The organism is Sphingomonas sp. BK235 (genome assembly GCF_004345855.1).
Taxonomy (GTDB): domain Bacteria; phylum Pseudomonadota; class Alphaproteobacteria; order Sphingomonadales; family Sphingomonadaceae; genus Sphingomonas.
Window position 1 is genome coordinate 761179 of sequence record NZ_SLXN01000001.1, and the last position, 23236, is coordinate 784414.

Below are 23236 nucleotides of genomic sequence, written 5' to 3' on the forward strand. Positions count from 1 at the left end.
GATTTAGGTGACGGTGCTGAACGTTTCAACTTCGCGGGCGCGTGCCTCGGCGACCTTGCTGGGCTGCACGATGCTGGCCGGCGTGCCGCTCGCCGCCGCGGCGCAGACCCGCCCCGCGCCCGCCGCGACTCCGGCCGCGCAGGCGCCCGCCGCCGCTGCCGCCGCACCGGCCGCGCCGCAGGCGCCGCGCACGATCACCTCGCTGCGCGTCGAGGGAACGCAGCGGATCGAGCCCGAGACCGCGCTCAGCTATACCAAGCTGCGCCAGGGCGAGCCGTACACCAACGAGACGCTCGATCAGGCGATCAAGGACCTCTACGCCAGCGACCTCTTCGCCGACGTGTTCATCGACGGCGCCGCGACCGGCAATATTGTGATCCGCGTGCGCGAGAATCCGATCATCAACCGCGTCATCTTCGAGGGCAACAAGCGCCTCAAGGAAGACAAGATCGGCAAGGAGGTCCGGCTCAAGCCGCGCCAGATCTTCACCCGCTCGGCGGTGCGCGCCGACGTCGCGCGGATCATCGAGCTGTACCGCCGCCAGGGCCGGTTCGCCGCGACGGTGCAGCCCAAGATGGTCAGCCTCGACCAGAACCGCGTCGACGTGATCTTCGAGGTGAGCGAGGGGCCGAAGTCCAAGGTCCGCCAGATCAACATCATCGGCAACAAGGTGTTCGACGACGGCAAGCTGCGCGCGCAGATGGCCACCAAGGAGGCGCGCTTCTTCCGCCTGCTGTCCTCGGGCACGTCCTACGACCAGGACCGCCTTGCCTATGACCAGCAGAAGCTGCGCCAATTCTACCTCACCGAGGGCTATGCGGACTTCCGGGTCACCTCGGCGGTCGCCGAGCTGACACCCGATCGCAAGGACTTCATCATCACCTATGTGGTGGAGGAGGGCGAGCGCTACAAGTTCAGCGACGTCACCGTCGATAGCGACATTCGCGACTTCGACGGCAAGAAGATGGCCGCCACGCTCGCGGTGAAGAAGGGCGATTGGTACAACGCCAAGCTGGTCGAAGACACGATCGAGCATCTCAGCGAGACCGCCGGCCTGTTCGGCTATGCCTTCACCGAGGTGCAGCCCGAGTATCAGCGCGACTCCGAAGCGCACACGATGTCGATCAACTTCCACATCGGCCAGGCGCAGCGCACCTATGTCGAGCGGATCGACATCACCGGCAACACCCAGACGCAGGACAAGGTCGTGCGCCGCGAGGTGCGTCTCGCCGAGGGCGACGCGTTCAACAGCTTCCAGGTGAAGCGCTCGCAGGACCGCATCAACAGCCTCGGCTATTTTCAGGACAAGTTCGAGATCAAGCAGACGCCGGGTTCGTCGACCGACCGCGTCGTGCTGGAGGCCAATGTCGAGGAGAAGTCGACCGGCGAGCTCCAGCTCTCGGCCGGTTTCTCGAGCCTCGAGCGCTTCATCATCCAGGCGAACATCACGCAGAACAACTTCCGCGGCAAGGGGCAGACGCTCCGCGCCGGCGTGAATTACTCCAGCTATTCCAAGTCGATCGAGCTGGGCTTCACCGAGCCTTACGTGTTCGACAAGAACATCGCGCTGGGCGTCGATCTGTTCCGCCGCGATTACAACAACTTCAACTTCTACGGCAACGATCGCCGCACCACCTACAGCCAGGTGTCGACCGGCTTCCAGGTGCGCACCGGTGTGCCGCTGACCGAATATTGGCAGCTCGCCGGCCGCTACACCTTCTCCTACGACAAGGTCGGGCTCGATCAGAACACCTTCTTCACCAACGGCCAGTGCGACTTCCTCAAGGCGGGTCGCTATCTCTGCGAGGCGCTGGGCAACCGGCTCACCTCGATGGTCGGCTACTCGCTGATCTACGACAGCCTCAACAGCCGGCTGCGCCCCACGGCGGGTCAGCGCTTCGTGTTCAGCCAGGATTTCGCCGGGCTGGGCGGCGACGTGAAATATGTCCGCAGCCGCGTCGAAGGGTCGAAGTTCTGGAACATCGGCAGCGGCTTCATCGCCTCGATCGTCGGCGAGGGCGGCTATATCCGCTCGCTGGAGCGATCGCGCGGGATCGGGGTCGATCGCGTTCGCATCACTGACCGCTTCTATCTGGGCGAGCCGCAGTTCCGCGGCTTCGACATCCGCGGCGTCGGCCCGCGCGTGAAGCGCCAGTATTTCACCACGGACGCCAATGGTGCGCAGGTGCTGATCACCGACCGCGACCAGATCGTCGACGACGCGCTGGGCGGCACGGCTTATTATCTCGGCCGCTTCGAGATCGAGATCCCGCTCGGCTCGGGCGCGCGCGAGCTGGGGCTGCGTCCGTCGATCTACGCGCAGGTCGGCAGCCTGTTCAACATCACGCGGCCGGAGCTGACCGCGGTCTTCCCGAAGACGACGGACGCCAACGGCAATACCGTGCTATTGCCGCTGCCGGTCGTGAACGGTGCGGGCCAACCGCTCTATTATTATACCAATGCCGACGGTCTCAGCGTTTCCACCACCTGCGCCGCCGGCATTCCGGGCGCGAGCGGCGGCTGTAACGGCGTGGTGCCCAACACCGCGCAGATCGCCTCGCAGCCGTTCGTCGAGACCTTCCTCGGCAATTCGGCGCGGCCGCGTCTGTCGGTCGGCATCGGGGTGAACTGGAACTCGCCGTTCGGCCCGCTCCGCATCGATCTCGCCAAGGCACTGCTGACCCAGCCCGGCGACGACAAGAAGCTCATCACCTTCAACGTAGGGACTCAGTTCTGATGACCACCTTCAAGCACCTCCTGCTCGCCGCCGCGCTCGTCGCGCCGGCCGCGCTCAGCGCCCCCGCCGCGACCGCGCAGGTCGGCGGCGTCGCCGTCGCCGATCCCGAGGCGGCGGTCGCCAATTCCAAGGCCTGGGCGACCGCGCGCACGCAGATCCAGACGCAGTACAAGGCGCAGCTCGACCAGGCGAACACGCGTCGCCAGGCGATCCAGACCGAGCTCCAGCCGCTCGTCGCCGCTTATCAGAAGGCCGCCGCCGCCCCCGGCGCGACCGAGGCCTCGCTGCGCACCCAGGCGCAGGCGATCCAGACGCGCGAGCAGACCGCCAACGCCGAGCTGCAGCGCCTCACCGCGCCCGCCTCGCGCGCGCAGTCCTACGCGATCGAGCAGATCTCGGCCAAGCTGCAGGACGCGGTGAGCGCCGCGGCGCGCGCCAAGAACGTCAGCCTGCTGCTGCGCCCGAACGCGGCGCTGTTCGCCAACCCGACCGCGGACATCACCTCGGCGATCACCGCCGAGCTCGACCGCACCGTGCCGACCGTCGGCATCACCCCGCCGGCCAACTGGCAGCCGGGCCAGCAGGACGGCGGCGCTCCCGCCGCGGCGCCGGCCGCCACGCCCGCGCCCGCGACCAGCAATCGCGCGCCGACCGGCCGATGAGCGACGCCCCGCTCGGTCAGTCGCCCGGCGGGGCGGACGGTGAGTCGGGCGGGCCGATCGGCCCGCTCGACGTCACCCGCGTGATGGCGCTGCTGCCGCATCGCTACCCGATGCTGCTCGTCGATCGCGTCGAGACGCTGGTGCGCGACCGCTCGATCCGCGCCACCAAGGCGGTGTCGATCAACGAGAGCTTCTTCCAGGGGCATTTCCCCGGCCGCCCGATCATGCCGGGCGTGCTGATCGTCGAGGCGCTGGCGCAGGCCGCCGGCGTGCTCGCGGTCGAGAGCCTCGGCCTCGCCGGCTCGGGCAAGCTGGTGTATTTCATGGCGATCGAGGGCGCGAAGTTCCGCAAGCCGGTGGAGCCCGGCGTGCTGCTCTCGCTCGAGGTGGAGTTCGTCCAGAAGCGGTCGTCCGTGTGCAAGTTCGCCGGCGTCGCGAAGATCGACGGCGCGGTCGCCGCCGAGGCGAACTTCACCGCGATGATCGCCGACCCGCCCGCCGCGGCGTAGCACCACTCCACCGCACTTTGACTTTGCCGAGCGCGCGCTGTAGGGCGCGCGGCTTGCTGTCCCAGGCTGGTCGGAACCAGCCGCTCAGGAGCGTGACCGTGAAGAACGATACCCACCCCGACTATCACATGATCAAGGTGCAGATGACCGACGGCACCGTCTACGAGACTCGCTCCACCTGGGGCAAGGAAGGCGACGTGATGACGCTCGAGATCGATCCGCTCGCGCATCCGGCCTGGACCGGCGGCAAGGGTCAGATGCTCGACCAGGGTGGCCAGGTCGCGCGCTTCAACAAGCGCTTCGGCGGCGGGCTCACGCTGCGTAAGTAAACCTGTTGTTAGGCATGGCGGCGTAGCATCGCCGCCATGTTCGCTGCCGAATATGCCCCCGCCGAGCGCCCCGTCCGACGCGGACGCCGCGCCCCCGTCGCCGTCTCGGCACCGGTCGAGCAGAGCGGCATGGCGCGCACCCTGTGCAAGGTCATGGACCTCTCGCTGCACGGCTGTCGGCTGCTGACCTTCTCCGCCATGGCGCGCGACGAGTCGATCTGGCTCACCATACCGGGGCTGGGCGTGGTCGCGGCGATCGTCGTCTGGGCCGACGATCTGGTGGCGGGCTGCCAGTTCCTCTCGCCGCTGACCGACGAGACGTTCGAGTCGCTGGTGACGCGCTACGGCCTGCCGCACTGAGGAGCGAGGCGTGAGCGGGCGGCGGCGATGGCCCGCGAAAGCGTCTTCCTACCTAGCGTCATCCTGAACTCGTTTCAGGATTCACGCTCCTGCCTACGCCTACCGCCGCTGAGTGCGCGGCACGGTGAATCCTGAAACGAGTTCAGGATGACGCCGGTTTCGGGGGCACCTCCTCCGCAACACCGCGGGCGACGCCCTCACGCTTCCTCCACGCTGACCACGCCGTCGCGCACCGCGACGATGCGCACGCGCGCGTTCGCGGGCAGGTCAGGGCCGCGCGCGGGCCAGCTCCCATCACCCACGGCGACGCGGCCGCGGCCGTCGACGATCGCGCTCTCCAGCCGCGTCACCTCGCCGACGAGTCGGGCGGCGCGGTCGTTGAGGCGTTCGTCCCCGCCGCCGACCGGATAGTCGCGGTACCAACGCCGCCCCACGATCACCGCCACCGCGCTCCAGAGCGCGAAGCAGACCAACTGCGCCGCGAGCGGCAGCGGTGCCAGCGCGTAGCTGATCGCCGCGGTCACCGCCGCCGCGAGCGCGAGGAAGACGAGGAACACGCCCGGCACCGCCAGCTCCGCGATGCCGAGCAGCAGCGCCGCCGCGAGCCACGCCGCGCCGGGGTCGCCCAGCCAGTCCCAGCCCATCACCGCGGATCGAGCGCCGAGCGCGGCAGGTCGAGCGGCGGCTCGGGCGGGTCCTTGGCCGCGAGCACGCTCTTGGTCAGCTCGCCGATCCCGCCCAGCGTGCCGATCAACTGCGTCGCCTCGACCGGGAACAGTATGGTCTTGGCGTTCGGACTGGTGGCGAACTTGCCGACCGCCTCGACATATTTCTGCGCGACGAAATAGTTGATCGCCTGCGTCCCGCCCGCGGCGATCGCGTCCGACACCACCTGCGTCGCCTTGGCCTCGGCCTCCGCCGCGCGCTCGCGCGCCTCGGCGTCGCGATAGGCCGACTCGCGCCGGCCCTCGGCCTCGAGGATGCGCGCCTGCTTCTGCCCCTCGGCGCGCAGGATCTCGGAGGCGCGCGATCCCTCGGCGTCGAGGATGTTGGCGCGCTTCTCGCGCTCGGCCTTCATCTGCCGGCCCATCGCGGCGACGATATCGGCGGGCGGGCGGATGTCCTTGATCTCGACGCGGGTGATCTTGACGCCCCACGGGACGGTGGCGTGGTCCACCACCGAGAGCAGCCGCGCGTTGATCTCGTCGCGCTTGGACAGCGTCTCGTCGAGGTCCATCGACCCCATCACGGTGCGCAGGTTCGTGGTCGTCAGCTGGAGCAGCGCGACATAGAGGTCGGACACCTCATAGGCCGCCTTGGCGGCGTCGAGCACTTGGAAGAACACCACGCCGTCGGTCGAGACAATCGCATTGTCCTTGGTGATGATCTCCTGCCCGGGAATGTCGATCACCTGCTCCATCATGTTCACGCGCCGGCCGACGCGGTAGAAGAAGGCGGGGTAGAAGTTGAAGCCGGGCGCGGCGGTGCCGGTGTAGCGGCCGAAATGCTCGATCGTGTACTGATAGCCCTGGCGGACGATCTTGATGCTCGTCAGCAGGTAGAAGACGACCAAAGCCAGGAACAACAGGGCCAGCGTCACCGTCATCGTCTCTCTCCCCCGCGGTCTCACCGCGTCCACGCCGCGATCATAGCCGGTGCGGGGCGGGGGGCCTAGCGAGATGCGGGGAACGCGGTTACATGGCGCGCCACTCCTCGCTCCCAAGGATTCGGCGCCTCATGGATATCCGCCTCGGCCTCACCTTCGACGACGTGCTGCTGACGCCCGCCGAGTCCGCGGTGCTCCCCGGCGAGGCGGACACGCGCACGAGGCTGACGCGCGACATCGCGCTCAACATCCCGATCCTGTCCTCGGCGATGGACACCGTCACCGAGGCCGACATGGCGATCGTGATGGCACAGCTGGGCGGCATGGGCGTGCTCCACCGCAACCTCACCGTCGACGAGCAGGTCGCCGCGGTGCGTCAGGTCAAGCGCTTCGAGAGCGGCATGGTGGTCAACCCGATCACGATCGCGCCCGAGGCGACGCTGGCGCAGGCGCAGGCGCTGATGAAAGCCAACCGGATCAGCGGCATCCCGGTGGTGGAGCGCGACGGCAAGTTGGTCGGCATCCTCACCAACCGCGACGTGCGCTTCGCCGAGAACCCCGACCAGCCCGTCGCCGAGCTGATGACGCGCGAGAATCTCGTCACCGTCTCGACCGGCGTCGCGAAGGAAGAGGCGCGCCGCCTGCTCCATCAGCGCCGCATCGAGAAATTGCTGGTCGTCGACGACGCCTATCGCTGCGTCGGGCTGATCACCGTGAAGGACATCGAGAAAGCGGTGATGTACCCGGAGGCGACGAAGGACGCCGCGGGCCGCCTGCGCGTCGCCGCCGCCACCACCGTCGGCGACAAGGGCTTCGCGCGCACCGAGGCGCTGGTCGACGCCGAGTGCGACCTGATCGTCATCGACACCGCGCACGGCCACAATCGCGACGTCGCGCGCGCGGTCGAGCGCGTGAAGAAGCTGTCCAACTCGGTCCAGGTCGTCGCCGGCAACGTCGCCACCGGGGAGGCGACGCGCGCGCTGATCGACGCCGGGGCGGACGGCATCAAGGTCGGCATCGGTCCGGGCTCGATCTGCACCACGCGCGTCGTCGCCGGCGTGGGCGTGCCCCAGCTCACCGCGGTGATGGACTGCGCCGAGGCCGGCGCCGCCGCGGGTGTGCCGGTGATCGCCGACGGCGGGCTTCGCACCTCGGGCGATCTCGCCAAGGCGCTGGCCGCCGGCGCGTCGACCTGCATGGTCGGCTCGTTGCTCGCCGGGACCGAGGAGGCTCCGGGAGAAACCTTCCTTTATCAAGGGCGTGCGTATAAATCCTATCGCGGCATGGGGAGCGTGGGCGCGATGGGCCGCGGCTCGGCCGACCGCTATTTCCAGGGCGAGGTGCGCGACCAGCTCAAGCTCGTCCCCGAGGGGATCGAGGGGCAGGTGCCCTATAAGGGGCCGGCGCGCGACGTGATCCACCAGCTGGTCGGCGGCATCAAGGCGGCGATGGGCTATACCGGCTCGGCGACGATCCGCGACCTGCAGGAGCGCGCGCGCTTCGTCCAGATCACCGGCGCGGGGCTCAAGGAGAGCCATGTCCACGACGTCACGATCACGCGCGAGGCGCCCAATTACCCGACTCGCTGAGTGACTCCTGCGGCGCGCACCCAGGCGGCGATCGAGCTGCTCGACTCGATCGTCGCCGCGGCGGAACAGGGCGGCGCGGCGGCGGACACGCTGATCGCGCGCTATTTCGCGACGCGCCGCTACGCCGGCTCGAAGGACCGCCGCGCGGTGCGCGAGCTGGTCTATGCCGCGATCCGCGCGCTCGGCGAGCGGCCGGCGAGCGGCCGCGCCGCGCTGGTCGCGCTCGCTCGACAGGACGCGGCGCTCGCCGCTACCTTCGACGGCTCGCCGCACGGCCCGGCGCCGATCGGCGACGAGCCCGCGGCCACGCCGGGCGTGCTGCCGCACTGGCTGGCGGAGCGGCTCGCGGTATCCGGACTCGGCAACGAGGAGCAGGGCGCGCTGGTAGAGCGCGCGCCGCTCGACGTGCGCGTCAACCGGTTGCTCGGAGAGGCGCCCGCGATTGACGGCGCCGAGCCGATCTCCGGCCTCCCCGACGCGCTGCGGCTACCCGCGGGTACGGACCTCGCGCCGCTCGCCGGGCTGGTCGAGGCGCAGGACGCCGGCAGCCAGGCGGTGACGCTCGCCGCCGGCGCCGCGCCGGGCATGACGGTGCTGGACCTCTGCGCCGGGGCAGGGGGCAAGAGCCTCGCGCTCGCCGCCGCGATGGCGAACCAGGGGCGGATCATCGCCAGCGACGTCGACCGCGCGCGGCTGGCCCGGCTCGCCCCGCGGGCGGACAAAGCGGGGGCGACGATCATCGAGACTCGCCTGCTCGACGGTGGCCGCGAGGCCGCCGCGCTCGCCGACATCAGCGCCGACATCGTGTTCGTCGACGCGCCCTGCTCAGGCAGCGGCACGTGGCGGCGCAATCCCGAGGCGCGCTGGCGACTCACGCCCGATCGGCTCGAGCGCTACGCCGCGATGCAACGCCACGTGCTCGCGCTCGGCGCGCCGGCGGTGCGCCCCGGCGGCGCGCTGGTGTTCGTCACCTGCTCGCTGCTCGACGCCGAGGGGGCGGACCAGATCGAGCGCTTCCTCGCCGATCATCCCGGCTGGCACGCCGAGCCGCTCGCGCTGCCGTTCGGGCGCGCGCGCGGGCAAGGCGTCCGTCTCACCCCAGCGCACGACGGCACCGACGGTTTTTTCGTCGCGCGGCTGCGGGCGCCATGCTAGGCGCTGGCGATCGTGTCGAAGCTGGAGCCGTTCATGCGTTTCACCTCGGTCGCCACTGCGGCGGCGCTGGCGCTGGTGTCGATCTCGACCTCGCTGCACGGCCAGCGCCCGGACGACCAGATCGACGCGCGCAGCATGGCGCTGCTCCAGCAGGGCAAAGCGGCGCGCGCCGCGGGCAATATCGACGGCGCGACCGATCTGTTCGAGAGCGCGGTGGCGGTCGATCCGCGCAACCGACAGGCCTTCATCGCGCTCGCGCAGGTGGCGGAAGCGCGCCAGCTGCCGGGCAAGGCGATCCGGCTCTATCGCGAGGCGCTGCTGCTCGAGCCGAACGACATCGCCGCGCTGACCGGACAGGGCGAGGCGATGGTGGCCAAGGGTGCGGTGGAGCGCGCCAAGCAGAATCTCGCCCGGGTGCGCAGCTTGTGCCAGGGCCAGTGCACCCAGGCGACCGAGCTCGCCGCGGTGATCGCCAAGGGCCCGCCGGTCACCACCGCGCAGGTCAGCGCGCCCAGCACCGTGCCGCCCGCGGCGCCGCCGTCGTCGCGCGACTGAGCCGCTCGCCTCGCCGGGTAAGAGCCGCTAAGCTGCTGCATCGCCTAGCTGTTCCTCCCGCCTGATCCGATCGAGACGCACCACACTCTTGCCGACGCTCCACGCCCTCGCCAACCCCGCCCGTTTCCTGCGGATCGCGCGCCCGCTCACGCCCTGGCTGTGGTGGCTGGGGGTGGCGCTGGTGGCGTTCGGCAGCTGGGCCGGGCTGACCCAGACCCCGCCCGACTATCTCCAGGGCGAGACGGTGCGGATCCTCTACGTCCACGTGCCGTCCGCCTGGCTCGGCATGGGCGGGTGGAGCGCGATCGCGATCGCGAGCACCGCCTTTCTGGTATGGCGGCACCCGCTCGCCGAGGTCGCCGCGCGCGCCGTCGCGGTGCCCGGCGCGACCTTCGCCGCATTGTGCCTCGTCACCGGTGCGATCTGGGGGCGCCCGACCTGGGGAACGTGGTGGCAGTGGGACGGGCGGCTGACCTCGATGCTGCTGCTGTTCTTCGTCTATCTCGGCTTCATCGCGCTCTCCAACGCCAACCGCGAGCGCGGCGGCGATGGGCGCGTCCCCGCGATCTACGGCATCGCCGGCACCGTGCTGCTGCCGATCATCCGCTATTCGGTGGTGTGGTGGAACACGCTGCATCAGGGGCCGAGCATCGGGCTGACCTCGTCGACGATCGACCGCTCGTTGCTGTGGCCGCTGCCGATCATGCTAGTCGGCTTTTCCTGCCTGTTCGGCGCCATCGTGCTGATGCGGATGCGCGCGATCCTCGCCGCGGCCAAGGCCGAGGCGCGGCTGCGGCGGAAGGCGCTGGCGTGAACCCCTGGCTGTTCGTCACCGCGGCCTATGCTCTGGTCCTCGGCGCGGGCGCGCTGGTCGGCTGGCTGAGCTATCGCGCGATGCGGAAGCACGAGAAGTGACGCCCAAGTCGCAGCGGATGACGCTGGTGGTGCTCGGCCTCGTCGCGCTCGCCGCGGCGGCGCTGCTGGCGCTGTCGGGGCTGCGCAGCCAGGCCGCCTTCTTCTACGCGCCGAGCGACGTGCGCGGTGCGCTGCCGTCGCCGGAGAAAGCGGTACGGCTCGGCGGGATGGTCGCGCCCGGCTCGATCAGCCGCGCGCGGGACGGCGTGTCGATCGCCTTCACCGTCACCGACGGGCAGGCGACCACGCCGGTCCGCTTCAGCGGCATCGCGCCCGACCTGTTCCGCGAGGGCTCGGGCGTGGTGGCCGAGGGGCATTTCAACCCCGACGGCTCGTTCAGCGCGACCAACCTGCTCGCCAAGCACGACGAGAAATACATGCCGCCGCAGATGGCGGGCAAGATGCACGAGACCCGCACGCTGGAAGCGCAGTGATGGGCTTCGTCGCGCTGCTGCTGCTGGGGGGTGGAGCGCTCGCCGCGCTGGTGCTGCTGCGCGCCGATCGGGCGTTATGGACCTTGCTCGCCGCGGCACTGTGCCTCGGCGGGGCGGGCTATGCGTGGCAGGGCGCGCCCGGCCTGGCCGCCGCCCCGGCGCGCGCGCGCGCGGAGATGACCCCGATCGAGCCCGAGGAGATCGCGCTGCGCGACAGCCTGCTGGGGCGCTACACCGCGGACACCGCCTATCTGGTCGCGGCGGATGCGATGACCCGCAGTGGCAATGACAGCGCGGCGGCGCGCGTGGTGCTCGGCGGGCTGTCGAAGATGCCGCGCAGTTTCATTCTCTGGACCTGGGCGGGGGTGACGCTCGCCGCCGACGCGGACGACCAGCTCTCGCCCCCCGCGCTGCTCGCCTTCCGACAGGCGACGCGGCTCGCGCCGGATCATCCCGCACCGGCTTATTATCTGGGCATGACCTATCTAAAGGCAGGCCAATTGCCACAGGCGCGCGCCTGCTGGGTCCGAGCAATCCGGTTGTCCGCGCCCGGTACCGACTATCGCCGCGAGCTGGTGCGGCGGCTGCTGGTGCTCGATCGCTTCATCGCGGCGAGCGGCGCGGCGCGATAGCGTGTGATCCAGATGGCGTGAACCAGCGGGGTGCTCCTGCGGACGCAGGAGCACGGTTCAACCGGGGCCAATCAGACTCTAACGGGGCATCGTAGCGGCCTGGCTCCCGCCAAGCCTCACGCCGGCACTGCCTCCGCGACCACCGACCGCTCGCGTCGGGCCGCCATCGCCTCTTCCAGATGCGCCTCCAGCTCGGCGGCGCGATGGATCGCGGTATGCTCCGCCAGCACGCGCGCGCGCCCCGCCGCGCCCATCGCGGCGAGATCGTCGCGCGCCAGCATCGCCTCCACATCCTCCGGCGAGTCCGCCAGCACGATCTCGCGCCCAGGCGTCAGCAGCTCTTCGATCCCGTCCCAGCGGTCCGAGACGATCGGCGTGCCGCAGGCGGTCGCCTCGAAGAGACGGACCGAGGGCGACCAGCCCGTCGCGATCATGTCGGCGCGGGTCACGTTGAGCGTGGCGCGGCTCGCCGAGTAGAAGTCGGGGTGGTCGGCGGGGGGCAGATGCTCGATCCGCTCGACATTGGCGGGCCAGTCGATGTCGTCGGGATATTGCGGCCCCGCGACGACGAAGCGCATGTCGGGATGGCGCCGCGCCGGCTCCAGCAGCAGCCGGTCGAGCGTCGGCTGGCGGTCGAGGCTGTACGTGCCGAGATAGGAGAGGTCCCAGCGCGTCGCCGCGCCGGTCGGGCGGTAGCGCTCGGCATCGACCGAGCAGTAGAGCGCGCGCGCCGCCGGGCTGCCGTAGCGGCGCTCGATCAAACGCAGCGTCGGGCCGCCGGTGAAGGAGCAATAGACGTCATAGCCCGGGATCACCTCGGGCGAGACATAGTCGCAGGTGCCGGCCTCGATCTTGGCGAGCGTCACCGGCGTGTCGATGTCGTAGAAAGCGGTGACGCCGGTCGCCCAGTCCTGCACCAGCCGCGCCACCGCGATGCCGTCGGGCACGTAGGAGCCGACCATCACCGCGTCCGCCTCGGCGATCACCTCGCGCCAGTCGGCCAGCGACTCGAGCGAGTCGTACAGCTCGAGCCGGCAGTAATCGGGCGCGGGCTCGTCGCGGTGCGACGCATACCAGGGCATGTCGCGCTCGAGGAACAGGATCTGGTGCCCGCGCGCGGCATAGGCCTGGAGCAGCGCGCGGAAGGTGGTGGCATGGCCGTTCCCCCACGACGAGCTGAGCGACAGGCCGAGGACGACGAGCCTCATGCCGCCACCCGCTCGCGCGCGGCATGCGCCTGGAAGAGCGCGTCGACCTGGGCGCCGCGCAGGTCATAGGTGTGCTCGGCCAGCACGCGCTCCAGTGCGGCATTGCCGATCGCGCGCGCGCGATCGGGCGTGAGCGCGGCGAGATGGTCGGCGACGTCCTGCCCGTCGCGCGCCACCAGCACCTCGCGACCGGGTGCGAGGAACAGCTCGATCCCCTCCCAGGCGTCGGTGATCAGGCACGCCGCCGCCCCCGCCGCCTCGAACACCCGCGTCGCAGGGGAGAAGCCGACATGCGCCATCGAGTCGCGCGCGACGTTGAGCACCGCGCGCGGCGTGCAGTTGAAGGCGTTGTGCTCGGCGGTGAAGACATGGCCGCGGTGGCGGACGTTGGCGGGCATCGCCTTGCTGTCCCAACCGTTGCCGCCGATGAGGAAGCTCTGGTCGGGCAGCGCCGCGGCGGGGCGCAGGAAGAATTCCTCCACGCGCGCCTCGCGGTCGGGCAGGCGGTTGCCGAGGAAGGCGAGGTCGCAGGCGAAGCGCTCGTCGCGCGCGACCGGGTGGTGGGTGGTGGGATCGAGCGCGTTGTAGACCGGCACGCACTCGGCCGCGCCGAAGCCGCGATAGGCGTCGACCACCGGCGCACCACCGCCATAGGTCAGCACCATGTCGATCGACGGCAGCGCGGCGCGCACCGGATGGTCGGCGTCGGCGCGCATCTCGTCGAGCGTGGCGGCGGCGTCGACGTCCCAGAAGATCTTCAGCGCGCCCGGCCGCGCCGCGGCGGTGACGCCCTCGAGCAGCTCGCGGTCGAACACGCCGACGCCATTGGCCTTCACCACGATGTCCGCCTCCGCCGCCTCGGCCACCACCGCGCGCATCGCCTCGACCGTCGCGGGGTAGACGACCGACTTGGCGTAGGGCGGCGGGTCGATGTCGCGGTGCTGCTGGCGCTCGAACGCGTCGGGTTCGTAGAAGGTGATGTCATAGCCGCGCTCGGCGAGCGCGCGCAGGATGCCGCGATAATAGGTCGCGGCGCCGTTCCAATAGGACGACACGAGGCTGGAACCGTAGAAAGCGATCTTCACGCGGCGGTGCTCCGGGCAGCGGAAAGGGAAGGGACGTCGAGGCGCTTGAGGATGGCGAGCAGCTCGTCGACGCGGTGCGCGCAGGTGTGGCGGGCAAGGATGGTCTCCAGCCCCGATCGCGCCAGCGCGGCGCGCAGGTCGGGATCGTCGCGCAGCGCGGCCAGCGTGCGCGTCATCGCGGTGCCATCGTCGGCGAACAGGAAGTCCTCGCCGGGGCGGAAGAGTCCCTCCGCATCGTCCCACGGCGCGGAGACAAGCGGGATGCCGCAGGCGAGCGCCTCGAACACGCGGATCGTCGGGATGCCGGGCAGGATATTGGTGTAATACCGCCGCGGCACGTGCACGGTCGCCAGCGCGCGCGCGAAGATCGCGGGCGCGGCGGCGTTGGGCGCCCAACCGTGATAGCGCGCGCCGTAGCGCGCCAGCATCGCCTTGCCCTCGTCGGGGTAACGCACGCCGTAGATGTCGAGCGGCAGCGCCGCGTCGCGCGCCGGGGCGAGCAGGAACTGCTCGATCTCGGCGGTGCGCTCGCCGTCGCCCCAATTGCCGATCCACACCAGGCCGGACCGCTCGCCCTCTACGGGCAAGAAGCGGCGCGTGTCGGCGGCCTCGTGCCAGGTCCAGACGCGCTCGCCCCAGCCCCAGTCGCGATAGACGCGCGACAGCGCCTCGCCGAAGGCGAGCACCCCGTCGTAGCCGGAGAGGTCGTAGGCGCGCATCTCCTCGGGCGCGCTGACCGCGCGGTGGTGCGTGTCGTGGAACAGCAACGTGAACCTCGCCCCGGCCTTGCGGAGGCCGCCGAGCGCCGCGACCAGGCCATGGTCGTTCCACTCGTGGACGATCACCACGTCGGCGCCGTCGACCAGCGCGGCGGGGTCGACATCGGCGGCGTAGCGCGACGACGAGAGCTCCGGGTAGGCGGTGCGATAGGCGGCGAGCGCCTCCTCGCCATGGTCGCCGACCAGATTGGCGCGACTCCAGCTGTCGGCGGGCTCGTGGACGCGGACGTCGTGCCCGCGCGCGATCAGCTCGGACAGCACGCCGCGCAGGAAATGCGCGTTGCCGTGATTCCAGCAGGAGTCGAGGCTGTGCGTGAGATAGACGATCCTCATGCCGCCACCTTGGCGCCGCCGTCGATCAGCCGGTCGTACAGCGTCGCCATCGCGCGGCGATTGCGCTCGGGCGTGTAGGTCAGTGCGCGGCGGCGCGCGAGCGCACCGCGTGCGACCCGCAGCGGCACGTCACCGGCCAGCTCCTCGATCGCCGCGGCGAAACCGAGCGCGTCGTCCGCCGGCACGAAGGTGGCGACGCCTTCCCACAGCTCGCGGAAGGTCGGGATGTCGGAGAGCACCAGCGGGCAGCCCGCCAGAGCCGCCTCGAGCACCGCGAGGCCGAACGGTTCGTACACCGCGGCCGAGGCGAACACCGGGCGTGCCGAGAGGCAGCCCGCGATCACCTCGTCGCCGACATGGCCGAGCAGGTGGAGATGCTCGACGCGGACGTGCTCGCCGTGCGGCCCCGTGGCCGCGCCCGCGGCCTTGAACGGGATGCCGAGCCGCGCCGCCGCTCGGTCGAGCGTTGCGACGTTCTTGCCGCGGTCCCACAGCCGGCCGGCGGTAAAGGCGAAATCGTGCATCGGCCCGCTCGCGGGCGGCAGCGACCGTCCGTTGTGGATCGCGAGCGGGATCGGCACCTTGGGATAGAGGCGGTAGACGGTCGCGGCGAGCGCGGTGCTCGGCGCCACGACGGCGTCGGCGCGTGACAGGCCGCGTGCGACCAGATCGGTCTGCCAGCGCAGGCTGGGCGGCAGCGGGCCGTCGCCTGCCGCCTCCCACCAGCTCGCGACGCAGCTGTGCACCACCGTGACCACCGGCATGGCGAAACTCGCCACGCCCAGCGCCGGCTGGTTGAGCTGGACGAGATCCGCGCCGCGCTCGCGCGCCAGCCGCGCCACCGCGTCGGCGGCGGCGATCACCGCGCGCGCGTCGCTGGCGAGCCAGTCGAGCGGCAGGCCGGTGTCGAGCAGCGTGACGCCCGCCTGATCGGCCTCGAGCCGCTGCGCGCGCGACGCGGCCGGCCCGAGCGAGGCCAGGTCGACCGCCCAGCCGTCGCGTACCAGCCCGCGCGCCAGCTCGATCGCATATTGCCACACGCCGCCGACCGCGTCCGCGGTCATCAGCAACCGTCGCGTCACGCCGCGACCTCGATCCGCGGCGCGCTGGCGCCGCTCTCGTCGCGCTGCGCCTGGAGCCAGTCGGCCAGCGCCGCCACGCCGTCGCGCCAGTCACGCCGTGCCGGCAGATCGAGCGCACCGATCGCGGCACGCGCGTCCGCGACGAAATAGCGCTGGTCCCCCGCCCGCCAGTCGGACAGGCGCAAGTCGACCGGGCGGCCGATCAGCGCGGCGATATGGTCGAGCAGCCGGCGCAGGCTGACCGCGTTGGCGGGACCGCCGCCGAGGTTGAAGGCGCGCCCCGCGACTTGATCGATCCGCTGCCACGCCGCGACATAGGCGTTCACCGCGTCACGCACGTCGAGGATGTCGCGCACCTGATGGCCGTCGCCGTAGAGCGTGATCGGCTCGCCATCGAGCGCGCGGATCAGGAAGTGCGCGACCCAGCCCTGGTCCTCGGTGCCCATCTGGCGTTGCCCATAGATGCAGCTCATCCGGAAGACGCAGGTCTTCAGCCCGAAGCTGCGCGCGTAATCGAGGACATATTGGTCGGCCGCGCCCTTGGACACGCCGTAGGGCGTATGGAAGTCGAGCGCGCGCGTTTCACCGATACCGTGCACGCGCACGTCCGCGTCGGTCGGGACATAGGCGCGATCCTCGAGCGCGAAGTCGAGATCGGCGAGATCGCCGTACACCTTGTTGGTCGAGGCGAAGATCAGCGGCACGTGCGGCGCGCGCGTGCGCAACGCCTCCAGCAGCTGGAAGGTGGCGGTGATGTTGGTCGAGAAATCGTCCGCCGGGTCGTCGAGGCTGGTGGTCACCGCCACCTGCGCCGCGAAGTGGAAGACCGCCCGCGACCGCGCCACCTCGTCGGCGAGGCGCGCGGCGTCGCGCACGTCGGCGTGGACGAAGCGGACGCGCTGGCCGTGGCGCTGCTGCAGCCACGCCAGGTTGCGCTCGACGCCGGCGCGCGCGAGCGCGTCATAGACGGTGACGTCGTGCCCCTCGTCGGCGAGCCGGTCGACGAGGTTTGATCCGATGAAGCCGGCCCCGCCGGTGACGAGGATCGGCGCCGTCATGCCACCAGCCCGCGCTTCTCGAGCTCGGCGCGCATCGTCGCGACCTTGTCGACCGCGGTCTGCTGCGCGACCCATTCGGCCAGCTCGGCGAGACCCTGGGTGAAGTCCTGCGTCGCCGCGAAACCGAGCTTGTCCTGCGCCAGGGACGTGTCGCAGAAGCAATGTCGGATGTCGCCGATGCGCGCCTTGCCGACGATCTCGGGGGTGATGTCGTTCTTGCCCATCGCGCGCGCCAGCTCGGTGGCGACCTCGGTGACCGAGCGGTCGTGGCCCGAGCCGATGTTGAAGGTGCCGCCCACCGCCTGCGGCAGCACCAACGCGTCGGCGAAGGCGCGCGCCACGTCGGAGACATGGACGAAGTCGCGGCGCTGCTCGCCGTCCTCGAAGATCATCGGCTGCTGGCCGTTGAGCAGGCGCGAGGCGAAGATCGCGAGCACGCCGGTATAAGGATTGGAGAGCGCCTGGCCGGGACCGTAGACGTTGAACAGGCGCAGACAGACGCCCTCGATGCCGTAGGGCGCGGCCATGATGTGCGTGGTGCGCTCCTGGACGTATTTGTTGAGCGCGTAGATCGAGGCGAGGTTGGGCTGCTTCCACTCGGGAGTCGCGACCGGGGCGAGCGGGCGGCCCTGCGTGTCGACCGGCTCCCAATTGCTGAGCCCATCGCGCAGCCCCTTGCGCTCGGCATCCTGCACCAGCGCGCCGTCGGCGTCACGGTACAGCCCCTCGCCGTAGATCGACATCGACGAGGCGGTGACGACGCGGCGCACCGGCTGGTCGATCAATTTCTCGAACAGCACCGCGGTGCCGACGTCGTTGGTCGAGGTATAGCGCTCGACCTCGTACATCGACTGGCCGACGCCCACCTCGGCGGCCAGATGGATGACGCTGTCGACGCCGGCGAGCGCCTTGGTGACGACGTCGCCGTTGCGCACGTCGCCGCGGATCAGCTCGACCTCGTCGTTGAGGAGCGGGGGGCGTTCGACGTCGCCGTGGACCTGCTCGATCAGGCTGTCGAGCACGCGCACCTTGTTGCCACGCGCGAGCAGTTCGTCGGCGACGAAGCGCCCGATGAACCCGGCGCCGCCGGTAATGAGAACCGTCTCCATTTCCACCCTCCCGCTCCTCGTCGATCCGCCCGTTCCGGGCCGACTGATCGACATCAACGACAAGCGGCCGTGTTGCCGCTTGATTACAGAGAGAGGAACATCTTCTACTTAGCTTTGTTCCGTAAGTCATTGCGATTACGCAATTTCCCGCCGGAGCCGCCGAGTCGAAGCCATGCAGCGTCAGGTTCTTCTCGCGCGCCACGGCCATCATGCGGAGGTCGGCAGGGCGTTGAGCGGCAGGTCGCCGATCCCGCTCGATCCGCAGGGCGAGCGCGAGGCGGCAGCATTGGCGCATCACCTCGCCGAGGTGCCGCTGGTGGCGGTCTACGCCAGCCCGCGCGCGCGGACGGTGGAGACGGCGGCGGCGGTGGCGCTGCCGCGCGCGATGGAGGTACGGCGCGCGTCGGCGCTCGACGAGATCGACTTCGGAGACTTCACCGGCCGCGATTTCGCGACGCTCGCCGACGATCCGGCCTGGCGCGCGTGGAACGAGCAGCGTGCCACCGCGCGCTGTCCGGGTGGCGAGACGATGGCGGAGGCCGTGGCGCGCGCGCTCGGCTTCCTGACGGCCCTTCCCGACGGGATCAGCCTGTGCGTCACGCATTGTGACGTGATCCGGGGCGTTGTGGCGCATTGGCTCGGCCTGGGCTTCGAGCGGATGTTCCAGCTCGGCTGCGACCCGGGATCGGTGACGACGCTCGCCCTAAACGATGACGGCGGCGCGACGGTGATCGCCCTCAACGAGCGGCCACGCCAGGCGAGGGGCTGACGGGTCTGACGGCGCTCGCCCTCCACCGCGGCGAGCGGTCATGACAGGGCTGGGTTGTCGGTCGCTCAGCGCACCGCGGCGTAGCTCTTCTCTTCGATCAACTCGGACTCGAGCGCGAGGTTGATCGCGCGCTTGAGGCGCGCGCGTTCGTCGTTCTTGCGATACACCGAGCGCGCCAGCCGGATGAAGTCGCTGCCGAACGAGTCCGCCGCCTCCTCCTGCCGGATCGCGTCCTCGATCTCCCACAATTCCTGGTTGATCGACTTCAGCTCGCCGAACAGCGCGGCGATCGGTGCGCGGCCGATCACGCCCGCGCCGATCCCGCTCAACGCCGCATATTCGCGCACGACATTGGCGCGCGCGTCCGCCCGCGCGATCCGCTCGCGCTTGATCTCGAGGATGGTGATCTTGTCGAGCAGCTCACCCCAGGAGACGGGCACCGACGGGCTCGGCAGGCTGGCCATGGATCGTCTCTCCCTGATCGTCGAAGAAGGCGTCGAGTTCGCGGGCGACTGCCGCCACGGCCGGCGCCCAGTCGCCGCCGCGGGGCTGGGCGTGGAGGCGGAGCGTCGGATACCAGTCGCTGTCGTGGCGCCGCGGGTCCCAGCGCCAGTCGGGATCGTGTTTGAGCAGCAACCAGGTCGGCCGGCCGAGCGCGCCGGCGAGATGCGCGACCATCGTGTCGACCGTCACCACCGCGGCGCAGCCCGCGACCAGCGCGGCGGTCGCCGCCATGTCGAACGGGCAGCCGCGGGGATTGAGCACCGGCAGCGTCGAGGGCGCGGCGACGAGCGAGAGGCAGCGGTGCCGCGCGGCGATCGGCGCCAGCAGCGCCTCGGGCAGCGAGCGATCCCTGTCCCACTCGCCCGCCTGATGACACAGGCCGACCGTTCCGGCCGGGATCGGGGCCGCCGACGCGTGGAGGTAGGGGAAGGGAATATGGTCCGGGCGCAGCGCGAGCGCGCCGGCGAGTTCGGTGATCTCGATATCGCAGTCACGCGGCTCGAGCGGGTGCGCGGGATCGAAGGCGTGCAGCGTGACGTCCGCGACATCGGCGAGCAAGGGGTGGACGCGCGCGGGTGCCTCCACCGTCACGCACGCCGCACGGCGCGCCAGCGCGGGAAGGTAGCGCGCGAACTGAAGCGTATCGCCGAGCCCATGGTAGCAGCGCACCAGGACGTCGACGCCGTCGAACGCACGGCCGTCCCATAGCCAGCGCTGGTGATAGGGCAGGCGCGGGTCGTCGCGCGTGGACGGGTCGCGGCCGGCGATCACCTGCCGCTCGAGCGCCCAGGCGGCGGCATAGTCGCGCGCGCGCATCGCCTCCGCCCAGCTGCTATGTTGCTCCATGCGCGACGAACAATGCGAGGCGCAGGCCGGTTCCCTCGCCGCGCCGGCGCGATGGATTTAAGTTGCTGATTTATCGACGATTGCGCGACCCTGCTCGACGCATTGCTCTCGATCAGCCCAGCGGCGACATCGCATATGCCGCTCAGACCAGCTCGCGCCCGCCTTTCCACATGCGCAGCAGCTTGCCCTGCACCGGCAGCCCGTCGAACGGCGTGTTGCCCGCCTTGCCCGGCAGCGTGTCCGCGTCGATCCGCCACGGCGCATCGGGGTCGAGGAGGATGACGTCGCCGGGCCACCCCGGCAGCAGCGCGCCCGTCTCTAACCCGAGCAGCGCCGCTGGAGCCCGCGCGAGCAGCGCGAACAGCCGCGACAGCGACACGCGCCCGTCGCGTGCCAGTCCGAGTCCGAGCGCGAGCAGCGCCGCGGCATCGGCCGCGCCGGGACTGGCGTCGGCGAAGGGGAGGCGCTTCTCCTCGGGGCCGCGCGGGTCGTGGCCCGAGCACAGCAGGTCGATCGTGCCGTCCGCCAGCGCGGCGAGCGCGGCGTGGCGATCGGCCTCGCTGCGCAGCGGCGGCGACAGATGCGCGAAGGTGCGGAAGTCGCTCATCGCATTGTCGGAGAGCAGCAGATGCGCCGGGGTGATCCCGCACGTCACGCGCACGCCGCGCGCCTTGGCCGCGCGCACCAGCGCGAGTCCCGCCGCGGTGGTGACCGCGCGGAGGTGGAGCCGCGCGCCGGTCTCCTCGGCCAACATCAGGTCGCGCGCGATCGCCAGCGCCTCCGCCACGGCGGGAGCGGCGGGCAGGCCGAGCCGCGAGGCGGTCTCGCCCTCGCTCGCGACAGCACCGCGCGTGAGGCCGCCGTCTTCGGCATGCGTGATGACGACTACGTCGAGGTCGCGCGCGTAGCTCAGCACGCGGTGCATCACGCCCGAGTCGGCGATCCAGCCGCGGCCGGTGCCGACCGCGCGCGCGCCGGCGGAGAGACAGATCGCCATCTCCGCCAGATCGGCACCCGCGAGCCCGCGCGTCGCCGCCGCGATCGGGTGGATCCACAGGTCCGGGCGGCCGATCAGCGCGAGCCGCTGCACCGCGCCGGGCTCGTCGAGCACCGGCACCTGGTCGGGCATCGGCGCGACCCGGACGATCCCGCCCGCGCGTGCGGCGGCACGGTCGATCCGCGCCACACCGACGTCGATCAGCGCGGGGGCGAGCAATCTGCCGCGGCAGTCGACCCGCAGCGCGTCGGCGGGGGCGGGGCCGTCCGCGATCACGCCGTCGACGATCAGCAGCTCGCCCTCGCGCTCGCCGCGCTCGGGGCAGACCAGCCGCGCGTCGGTGAAGTGGACGGACCGGTTCATGCCCAGCCCTCCACGCCGCGTGCGCGCCGCGTCAGCACGTCGAGACAGGCCATGCGCACCGCCACGCCCATCTGCACCTGCTCGGTGATCGCCGACTGTTCGACGTGATCGGCCACCGCCGAGTCGATCTCGACCCCGCGGTTCATCGGCCCGGGATGCATCACCAGCGCCCCCGGCGCATGCTTCGCCAGCCGCTCGAGCGTGAGCCCGTAGCGCAGGTGATATTCGCGGCTCGACGGGACATAGCCACCCGCCATCCGCTCGGTCTGGAGCCGCAGCATCATCACCACGTCGGCGCCCTCCATCGCGCGGTCGAAGTCGGTGAAGGCGGTGACGCCGAACCGCTCGATCGCGGGTGGCATCAGCGTCGAGGGCGCGCACACGCGCACCTCCGCGGCGAGCGCGGTGAGCGCGAGGATGTTCGAGCGGGCGACGCGGCTGTGGAGCAGGTCGCCGCAGATCACGACGCGCTTGTGCGCGATGCCGCCGAGCCGGCGGCGGATCGTCAGCGCGTCGAGCAGCGCCTGGGTGGGATGCTCGTGGCGGCCGTCGCCAGCGTTGAGCACGGGGCAGTCGACCTTGTCCGCGATCAGCCGCACCGCGCCCGAGGACATGTGACGGATCACGATCACGTCGGCGCGCATCGCGTTGAGCGTCTGCGCCGTATCGATCAGCGTCTCGCCCTTCTTCACGCTCGACTGGGCGGCGTGCATGTTCACCGTGTCGGCACCCAGCCGCTTGCCCGCGATCTCGAAGCTCAGCAGCGTGCGCGTCGAATTCTCGAAGAAGGCGTTGATCTGGGTGAAGCCGGCGAGGCGGCGGTCGGGCGCGGCGCGGGTGCGATTGGCCTCGACCCAGGTCTCGGCCTCGTCGAGCAGGAAGGTGATCTCGTGCGGCTCGAGCCCCTCGATGCCGGTGAGATGGCGATGCGGGAATACCGCGCCGCCGGGGATCAGGGCGCCGGGGCGGTGGTCCGATTGGGTCATCGAGCGCGGTGCCTAGTCCGCGCTCCCCGGCGGCGCAAGCGCTTCGCCCGGCTCGACCGGCGCCAGCGCCAGCGCGTCGATCGCGGCCTGGAGGATCGTGGCGGCGGCGTGATTGTCGATCCGCTCGGCCCGCTTGGCGCGGCTCATGTCCTGCGCGATCAGCGCGCGCTCGGCGCTGACGGTGGACCAGCGCTCGTCCCACAGCAGGAGCGGCAGGCCGAGATCGGCGCAGTTGCGCGCGAAGGCGCGGGTCGATTGGGTGCGCGGGCTCTCGCTGCCGTCGAGGCTGAGCGGCAGGCCGATCACCCAGCCGACGACCTGCTGCTGGGTGGAGAGCGCCAGCAGCGCGGCCTTGTCGGCGGTGAACTTGGTGCGGCGGATCAGCTGCGCAGGGCTCGCAAAGCTCCAGCCGGCGTCGCACAGCGCGGTGCCGATCGTCTTGGTGCCGACGTCGAGCCCGAGCAGCCGCCCGCCGTGCGGGAGCGCGGCACGGAAAGCGGCGGCGGTGGTGGCGATCGGGATGCGCGGCCTGGGCGCGGTCATCGGTGGTGGCTCGCTTTCCCCGTCATCCCGGTCTCGCGCCGGGATCCATGGTGCCGCGAACACAGCGGTCGTTGCTCGTGCGGAGACATGG

25 protein-coding genes are annotated in these 23236 nt (G+C 70.9%); 12 read left to right on the forward strand and 13 right to left on the reverse strand.

Annotated features, from left to right (window positions below; all coding sequences use genetic code 11):
* Positions 1 to 70: 70 nt before the first annotated feature.
* From bamA to EV292_RS03505, 5 genes are all read left to right on the forward strand, one after another.
* Positions 71 to 2737 (forward strand): outer membrane protein assembly factor BamA, encoded by a 2667-nt coding sequence (gene bamA / locus EV292_RS03485; protein ID WP_132908168.1) that lies wholly within the window; start codon positions 71 to 73, stop codon positions 2735 to 2737.
* Positions 2737 to 3399: an OmpH family outer membrane protein gene (locus EV292_RS03490; RefSeq protein ID WP_132907763.1), complete on the forward strand. Its 663-nt coding sequence runs from the start codon at positions 2737 to 2739 to the stop codon at positions 3397 to 3399. Before bamA ends, EV292_RS03490 begins: the two co-directional genes overlap by 1 nt.
* A complete protein-coding gene (gene fabZ / locus EV292_RS03495; RefSeq protein ID WP_132907764.1) occupies positions 3396 to 3908 on the forward strand; it encodes a 3-hydroxyacyl-ACP dehydratase FabZ in 513 nt (170 codons plus the stop codon). Before EV292_RS03490 ends, fabZ begins: the two co-directional genes overlap by 4 nt.
* 98 nt (positions 3909 to 4006) lie before the next feature.
* On the forward strand, positions 4007 to 4237 hold the full coding sequence (gene rpmE / locus EV292_RS03500) for a 50S ribosomal protein L31 (RefSeq protein ID WP_132907765.1): 231 nt from the start codon (positions 4007 to 4009) through the stop codon (positions 4235 to 4237).
* 36 nt (positions 4238 to 4273) lie between these two features.
* Positions 4274 to 4597, forward strand: a complete 324-nt coding sequence (locus EV292_RS03505) for a PilZ domain-containing protein (protein ID WP_132907766.1) — start codon at positions 4274 to 4276, stop codon at positions 4595 to 4597.
* Between the two features lie 197 nt (positions 4598 to 4794).
* Here EV292_RS03505 and EV292_RS03510 read toward each other — a convergent pair whose 3' ends face one another.
* Together EV292_RS03510 and EV292_RS03515 are read right to left on the reverse strand one after the other, a co-directional pair.
* Positions 4795 to 5241, reverse strand: a complete 447-nt coding sequence (locus EV292_RS03510; protein ID WP_132907767.1) for an NfeD family protein — start codon at positions 5239 to 5241, stop codon at positions 4795 to 4797.
* Positions 5241 to 6203: an SPFH domain-containing protein gene (locus tag EV292_RS03515; RefSeq protein ID WP_132907768.1), complete on the reverse strand. Its 963-nt coding sequence runs from the start codon at positions 6201 to 6203 to the stop codon at positions 5241 to 5243. The genes EV292_RS03510 and EV292_RS03515 overlap by 1 nt, the downstream gene beginning before the upstream one ends.
* A gap of 131 nt (positions 6204 to 6334) precedes the next feature.
* On the opposite strand from EV292_RS03515, the gene guaB reads away from it, so the two are divergent.
* From guaB to EV292_RS03545, 6 genes are all read left to right on the forward strand, one after another.
* Positions 6335 to 7792 (forward strand): IMP dehydrogenase, encoded by a 1458-nt coding sequence (guaB, locus tag EV292_RS03520; RefSeq protein WP_132907769.1) that lies wholly within the window; start codon positions 6335 to 6337, stop codon positions 7790 to 7792.
* Positions 7793 to 8947, forward strand: a complete 1155-nt coding sequence (locus EV292_RS03525) for an RsmB/NOP family class I SAM-dependent RNA methyltransferase (RefSeq protein WP_132907770.1) — start codon at positions 7793 to 7795, stop codon at positions 8945 to 8947.
* 33 nt (positions 8948 to 8980) lie between these two features.
* Positions 8981 to 9502: a tetratricopeptide repeat protein gene (locus EV292_RS03530; protein WP_132907771.1), complete on the forward strand. Its 522-nt coding sequence runs from the start codon at positions 8981 to 8983 to the stop codon at positions 9500 to 9502.
* A gap of 88 nt (positions 9503 to 9590) precedes the next feature.
* Positions 9591 to 10316 (forward strand): heme ABC transporter permease CcmC, encoded by a 726-nt coding sequence (gene ccmC, locus EV292_RS03535; RefSeq protein WP_132907772.1) that lies wholly within the window; start codon positions 9591 to 9593, stop codon positions 10314 to 10316.
* A 97-nt stretch (positions 10317 to 10413) separates the two neighbouring features.
* A complete protein-coding gene (gene ccmE / locus EV292_RS03540) occupies positions 10414 to 10851 on the forward strand; it encodes a cytochrome c maturation protein CcmE (RefSeq protein WP_132907773.1) in 438 nt (145 codons plus the stop codon).
* On the forward strand, positions 10851 to 11483 hold the full coding sequence (locus tag EV292_RS03545; RefSeq protein ID WP_132907774.1) for a hypothetical protein: 633 nt from the start codon (positions 10851 to 10853) through the stop codon (positions 11481 to 11483). Before ccmE ends, EV292_RS03545 begins: the two co-directional genes overlap by 1 nt.
* A 116-nt stretch (positions 11484 to 11599) precedes the next feature.
* Here the strand turns inward: EV292_RS03545 and EV292_RS03550 are convergent, their stop codons facing one another.
* From EV292_RS03550 to EV292_RS03575, 6 genes are read right to left on the reverse strand one after another with little or no spacing between them, the layout of a single operon-like run.
* Positions 11600 to 12691, reverse strand: coding sequence for a glycosyltransferase (locus EV292_RS03550; protein WP_132907775.1), 1092 nt, complete (start codon positions 12689 to 12691; stop codon positions 11600 to 11602).
* Positions 12688 to 13776: a glycosyltransferase gene (locus tag EV292_RS03555; RefSeq protein ID WP_132907776.1), complete on the reverse strand. Its 1089-nt coding sequence runs from the start codon at positions 13774 to 13776 to the stop codon at positions 12688 to 12690. The genes EV292_RS03550 and EV292_RS03555 overlap by 4 nt, the downstream gene beginning before the upstream one ends.
* The gene (locus tag EV292_RS03560; RefSeq protein WP_132907777.1) at positions 13773 to 14888 is read right to left on the reverse strand and encodes a glycosyltransferase; all 1116 of its coding nucleotides are present in this window, start codon (positions 14886 to 14888) and stop codon (positions 13773 to 13775) included. The genes EV292_RS03555 and EV292_RS03560 overlap by 4 nt, the downstream gene beginning before the upstream one ends.
* A complete protein-coding gene (locus EV292_RS03565) occupies positions 14885 to 15970 on the reverse strand; it encodes a glycosyltransferase family 4 protein (protein WP_243693580.1) in 1086 nt (361 codons plus the stop codon). Before EV292_RS03565 ends, EV292_RS03560 begins: the two co-directional genes overlap by 4 nt.
* Complete coding sequence (locus EV292_RS03570; RefSeq protein ID WP_132907778.1) at positions 15967 to 17028, reverse strand: SDR family NAD(P)-dependent oxidoreductase; 1062 nt, start codon at positions 17026 to 17028, stop codon at positions 15967 to 15969. The genes EV292_RS03565 and EV292_RS03570 overlap by 4 nt, the downstream gene beginning before the upstream one ends.
* The gene (locus tag EV292_RS03575) at positions 17025 to 18137 is read right to left on the reverse strand and encodes an NAD-dependent epimerase/dehydratase family protein (RefSeq protein WP_132907779.1); all 1113 of its coding nucleotides are present in this window, start codon (positions 18135 to 18137) and stop codon (positions 17025 to 17027) included. The genes EV292_RS03570 and EV292_RS03575 overlap by 4 nt, the downstream gene beginning before the upstream one ends.
* Before the next feature lie 172 nt (positions 18138 to 18309).
* Here EV292_RS03575 and EV292_RS03580 point away from each other — a divergent pair, with 172 nt between their 5' ends.
* A complete protein-coding gene (locus EV292_RS03580; protein WP_132907780.1) occupies positions 18310 to 18906 on the forward strand; it encodes a histidine phosphatase family protein in 597 nt (198 codons plus the stop codon).
* Positions 18907 to 18971: 65 nt separating this feature from the next.
* On the opposite strand, the gene EV292_RS03585 is transcribed toward EV292_RS03580, so the two are convergent.
* From EV292_RS03585 to ruvX, 5 genes are all read right to left on the reverse strand, one after another.
* The gene (locus EV292_RS03585; protein WP_132907781.1) at positions 18972 to 19370 is read right to left on the reverse strand and encodes a DUF6165 family protein; all 399 of its coding nucleotides are present in this window, start codon (positions 19368 to 19370) and stop codon (positions 18972 to 18974) included.
* Positions 19327 to 20256, reverse strand: coding sequence for a glycosyltransferase family 9 protein (locus EV292_RS03590; RefSeq protein WP_243693581.1), 930 nt, complete (start codon positions 20254 to 20256; stop codon positions 19327 to 19329). The genes EV292_RS03585 and EV292_RS03590 overlap by 44 nt, the downstream gene beginning before the upstream one ends.
* A 142-nt stretch (positions 20257 to 20398) precedes the next feature.
* Positions 20399 to 21616: a dihydroorotase gene (locus EV292_RS03595; RefSeq protein WP_132907782.1), complete on the reverse strand. Its 1218-nt coding sequence runs from the start codon at positions 21614 to 21616 to the stop codon at positions 20399 to 20401.
* Positions 21613 to 22602: an aspartate carbamoyltransferase catalytic subunit gene (locus tag EV292_RS03600; RefSeq protein WP_132907783.1), complete on the reverse strand. Its 990-nt coding sequence runs from the start codon at positions 22600 to 22602 to the stop codon at positions 21613 to 21615. Before EV292_RS03600 ends, EV292_RS03595 begins: the two co-directional genes overlap by 4 nt.
* Positions 22603 to 22614: 12 nt before the next feature.
* Complete coding sequence (ruvX, locus tag EV292_RS03605; protein ID WP_132907784.1) at positions 22615 to 23145, reverse strand: Holliday junction resolvase RuvX; 531 nt, start codon at positions 23143 to 23145, stop codon at positions 22615 to 22617.
* Positions 23146 to 23236 lie beyond the last annotated feature (91 nt).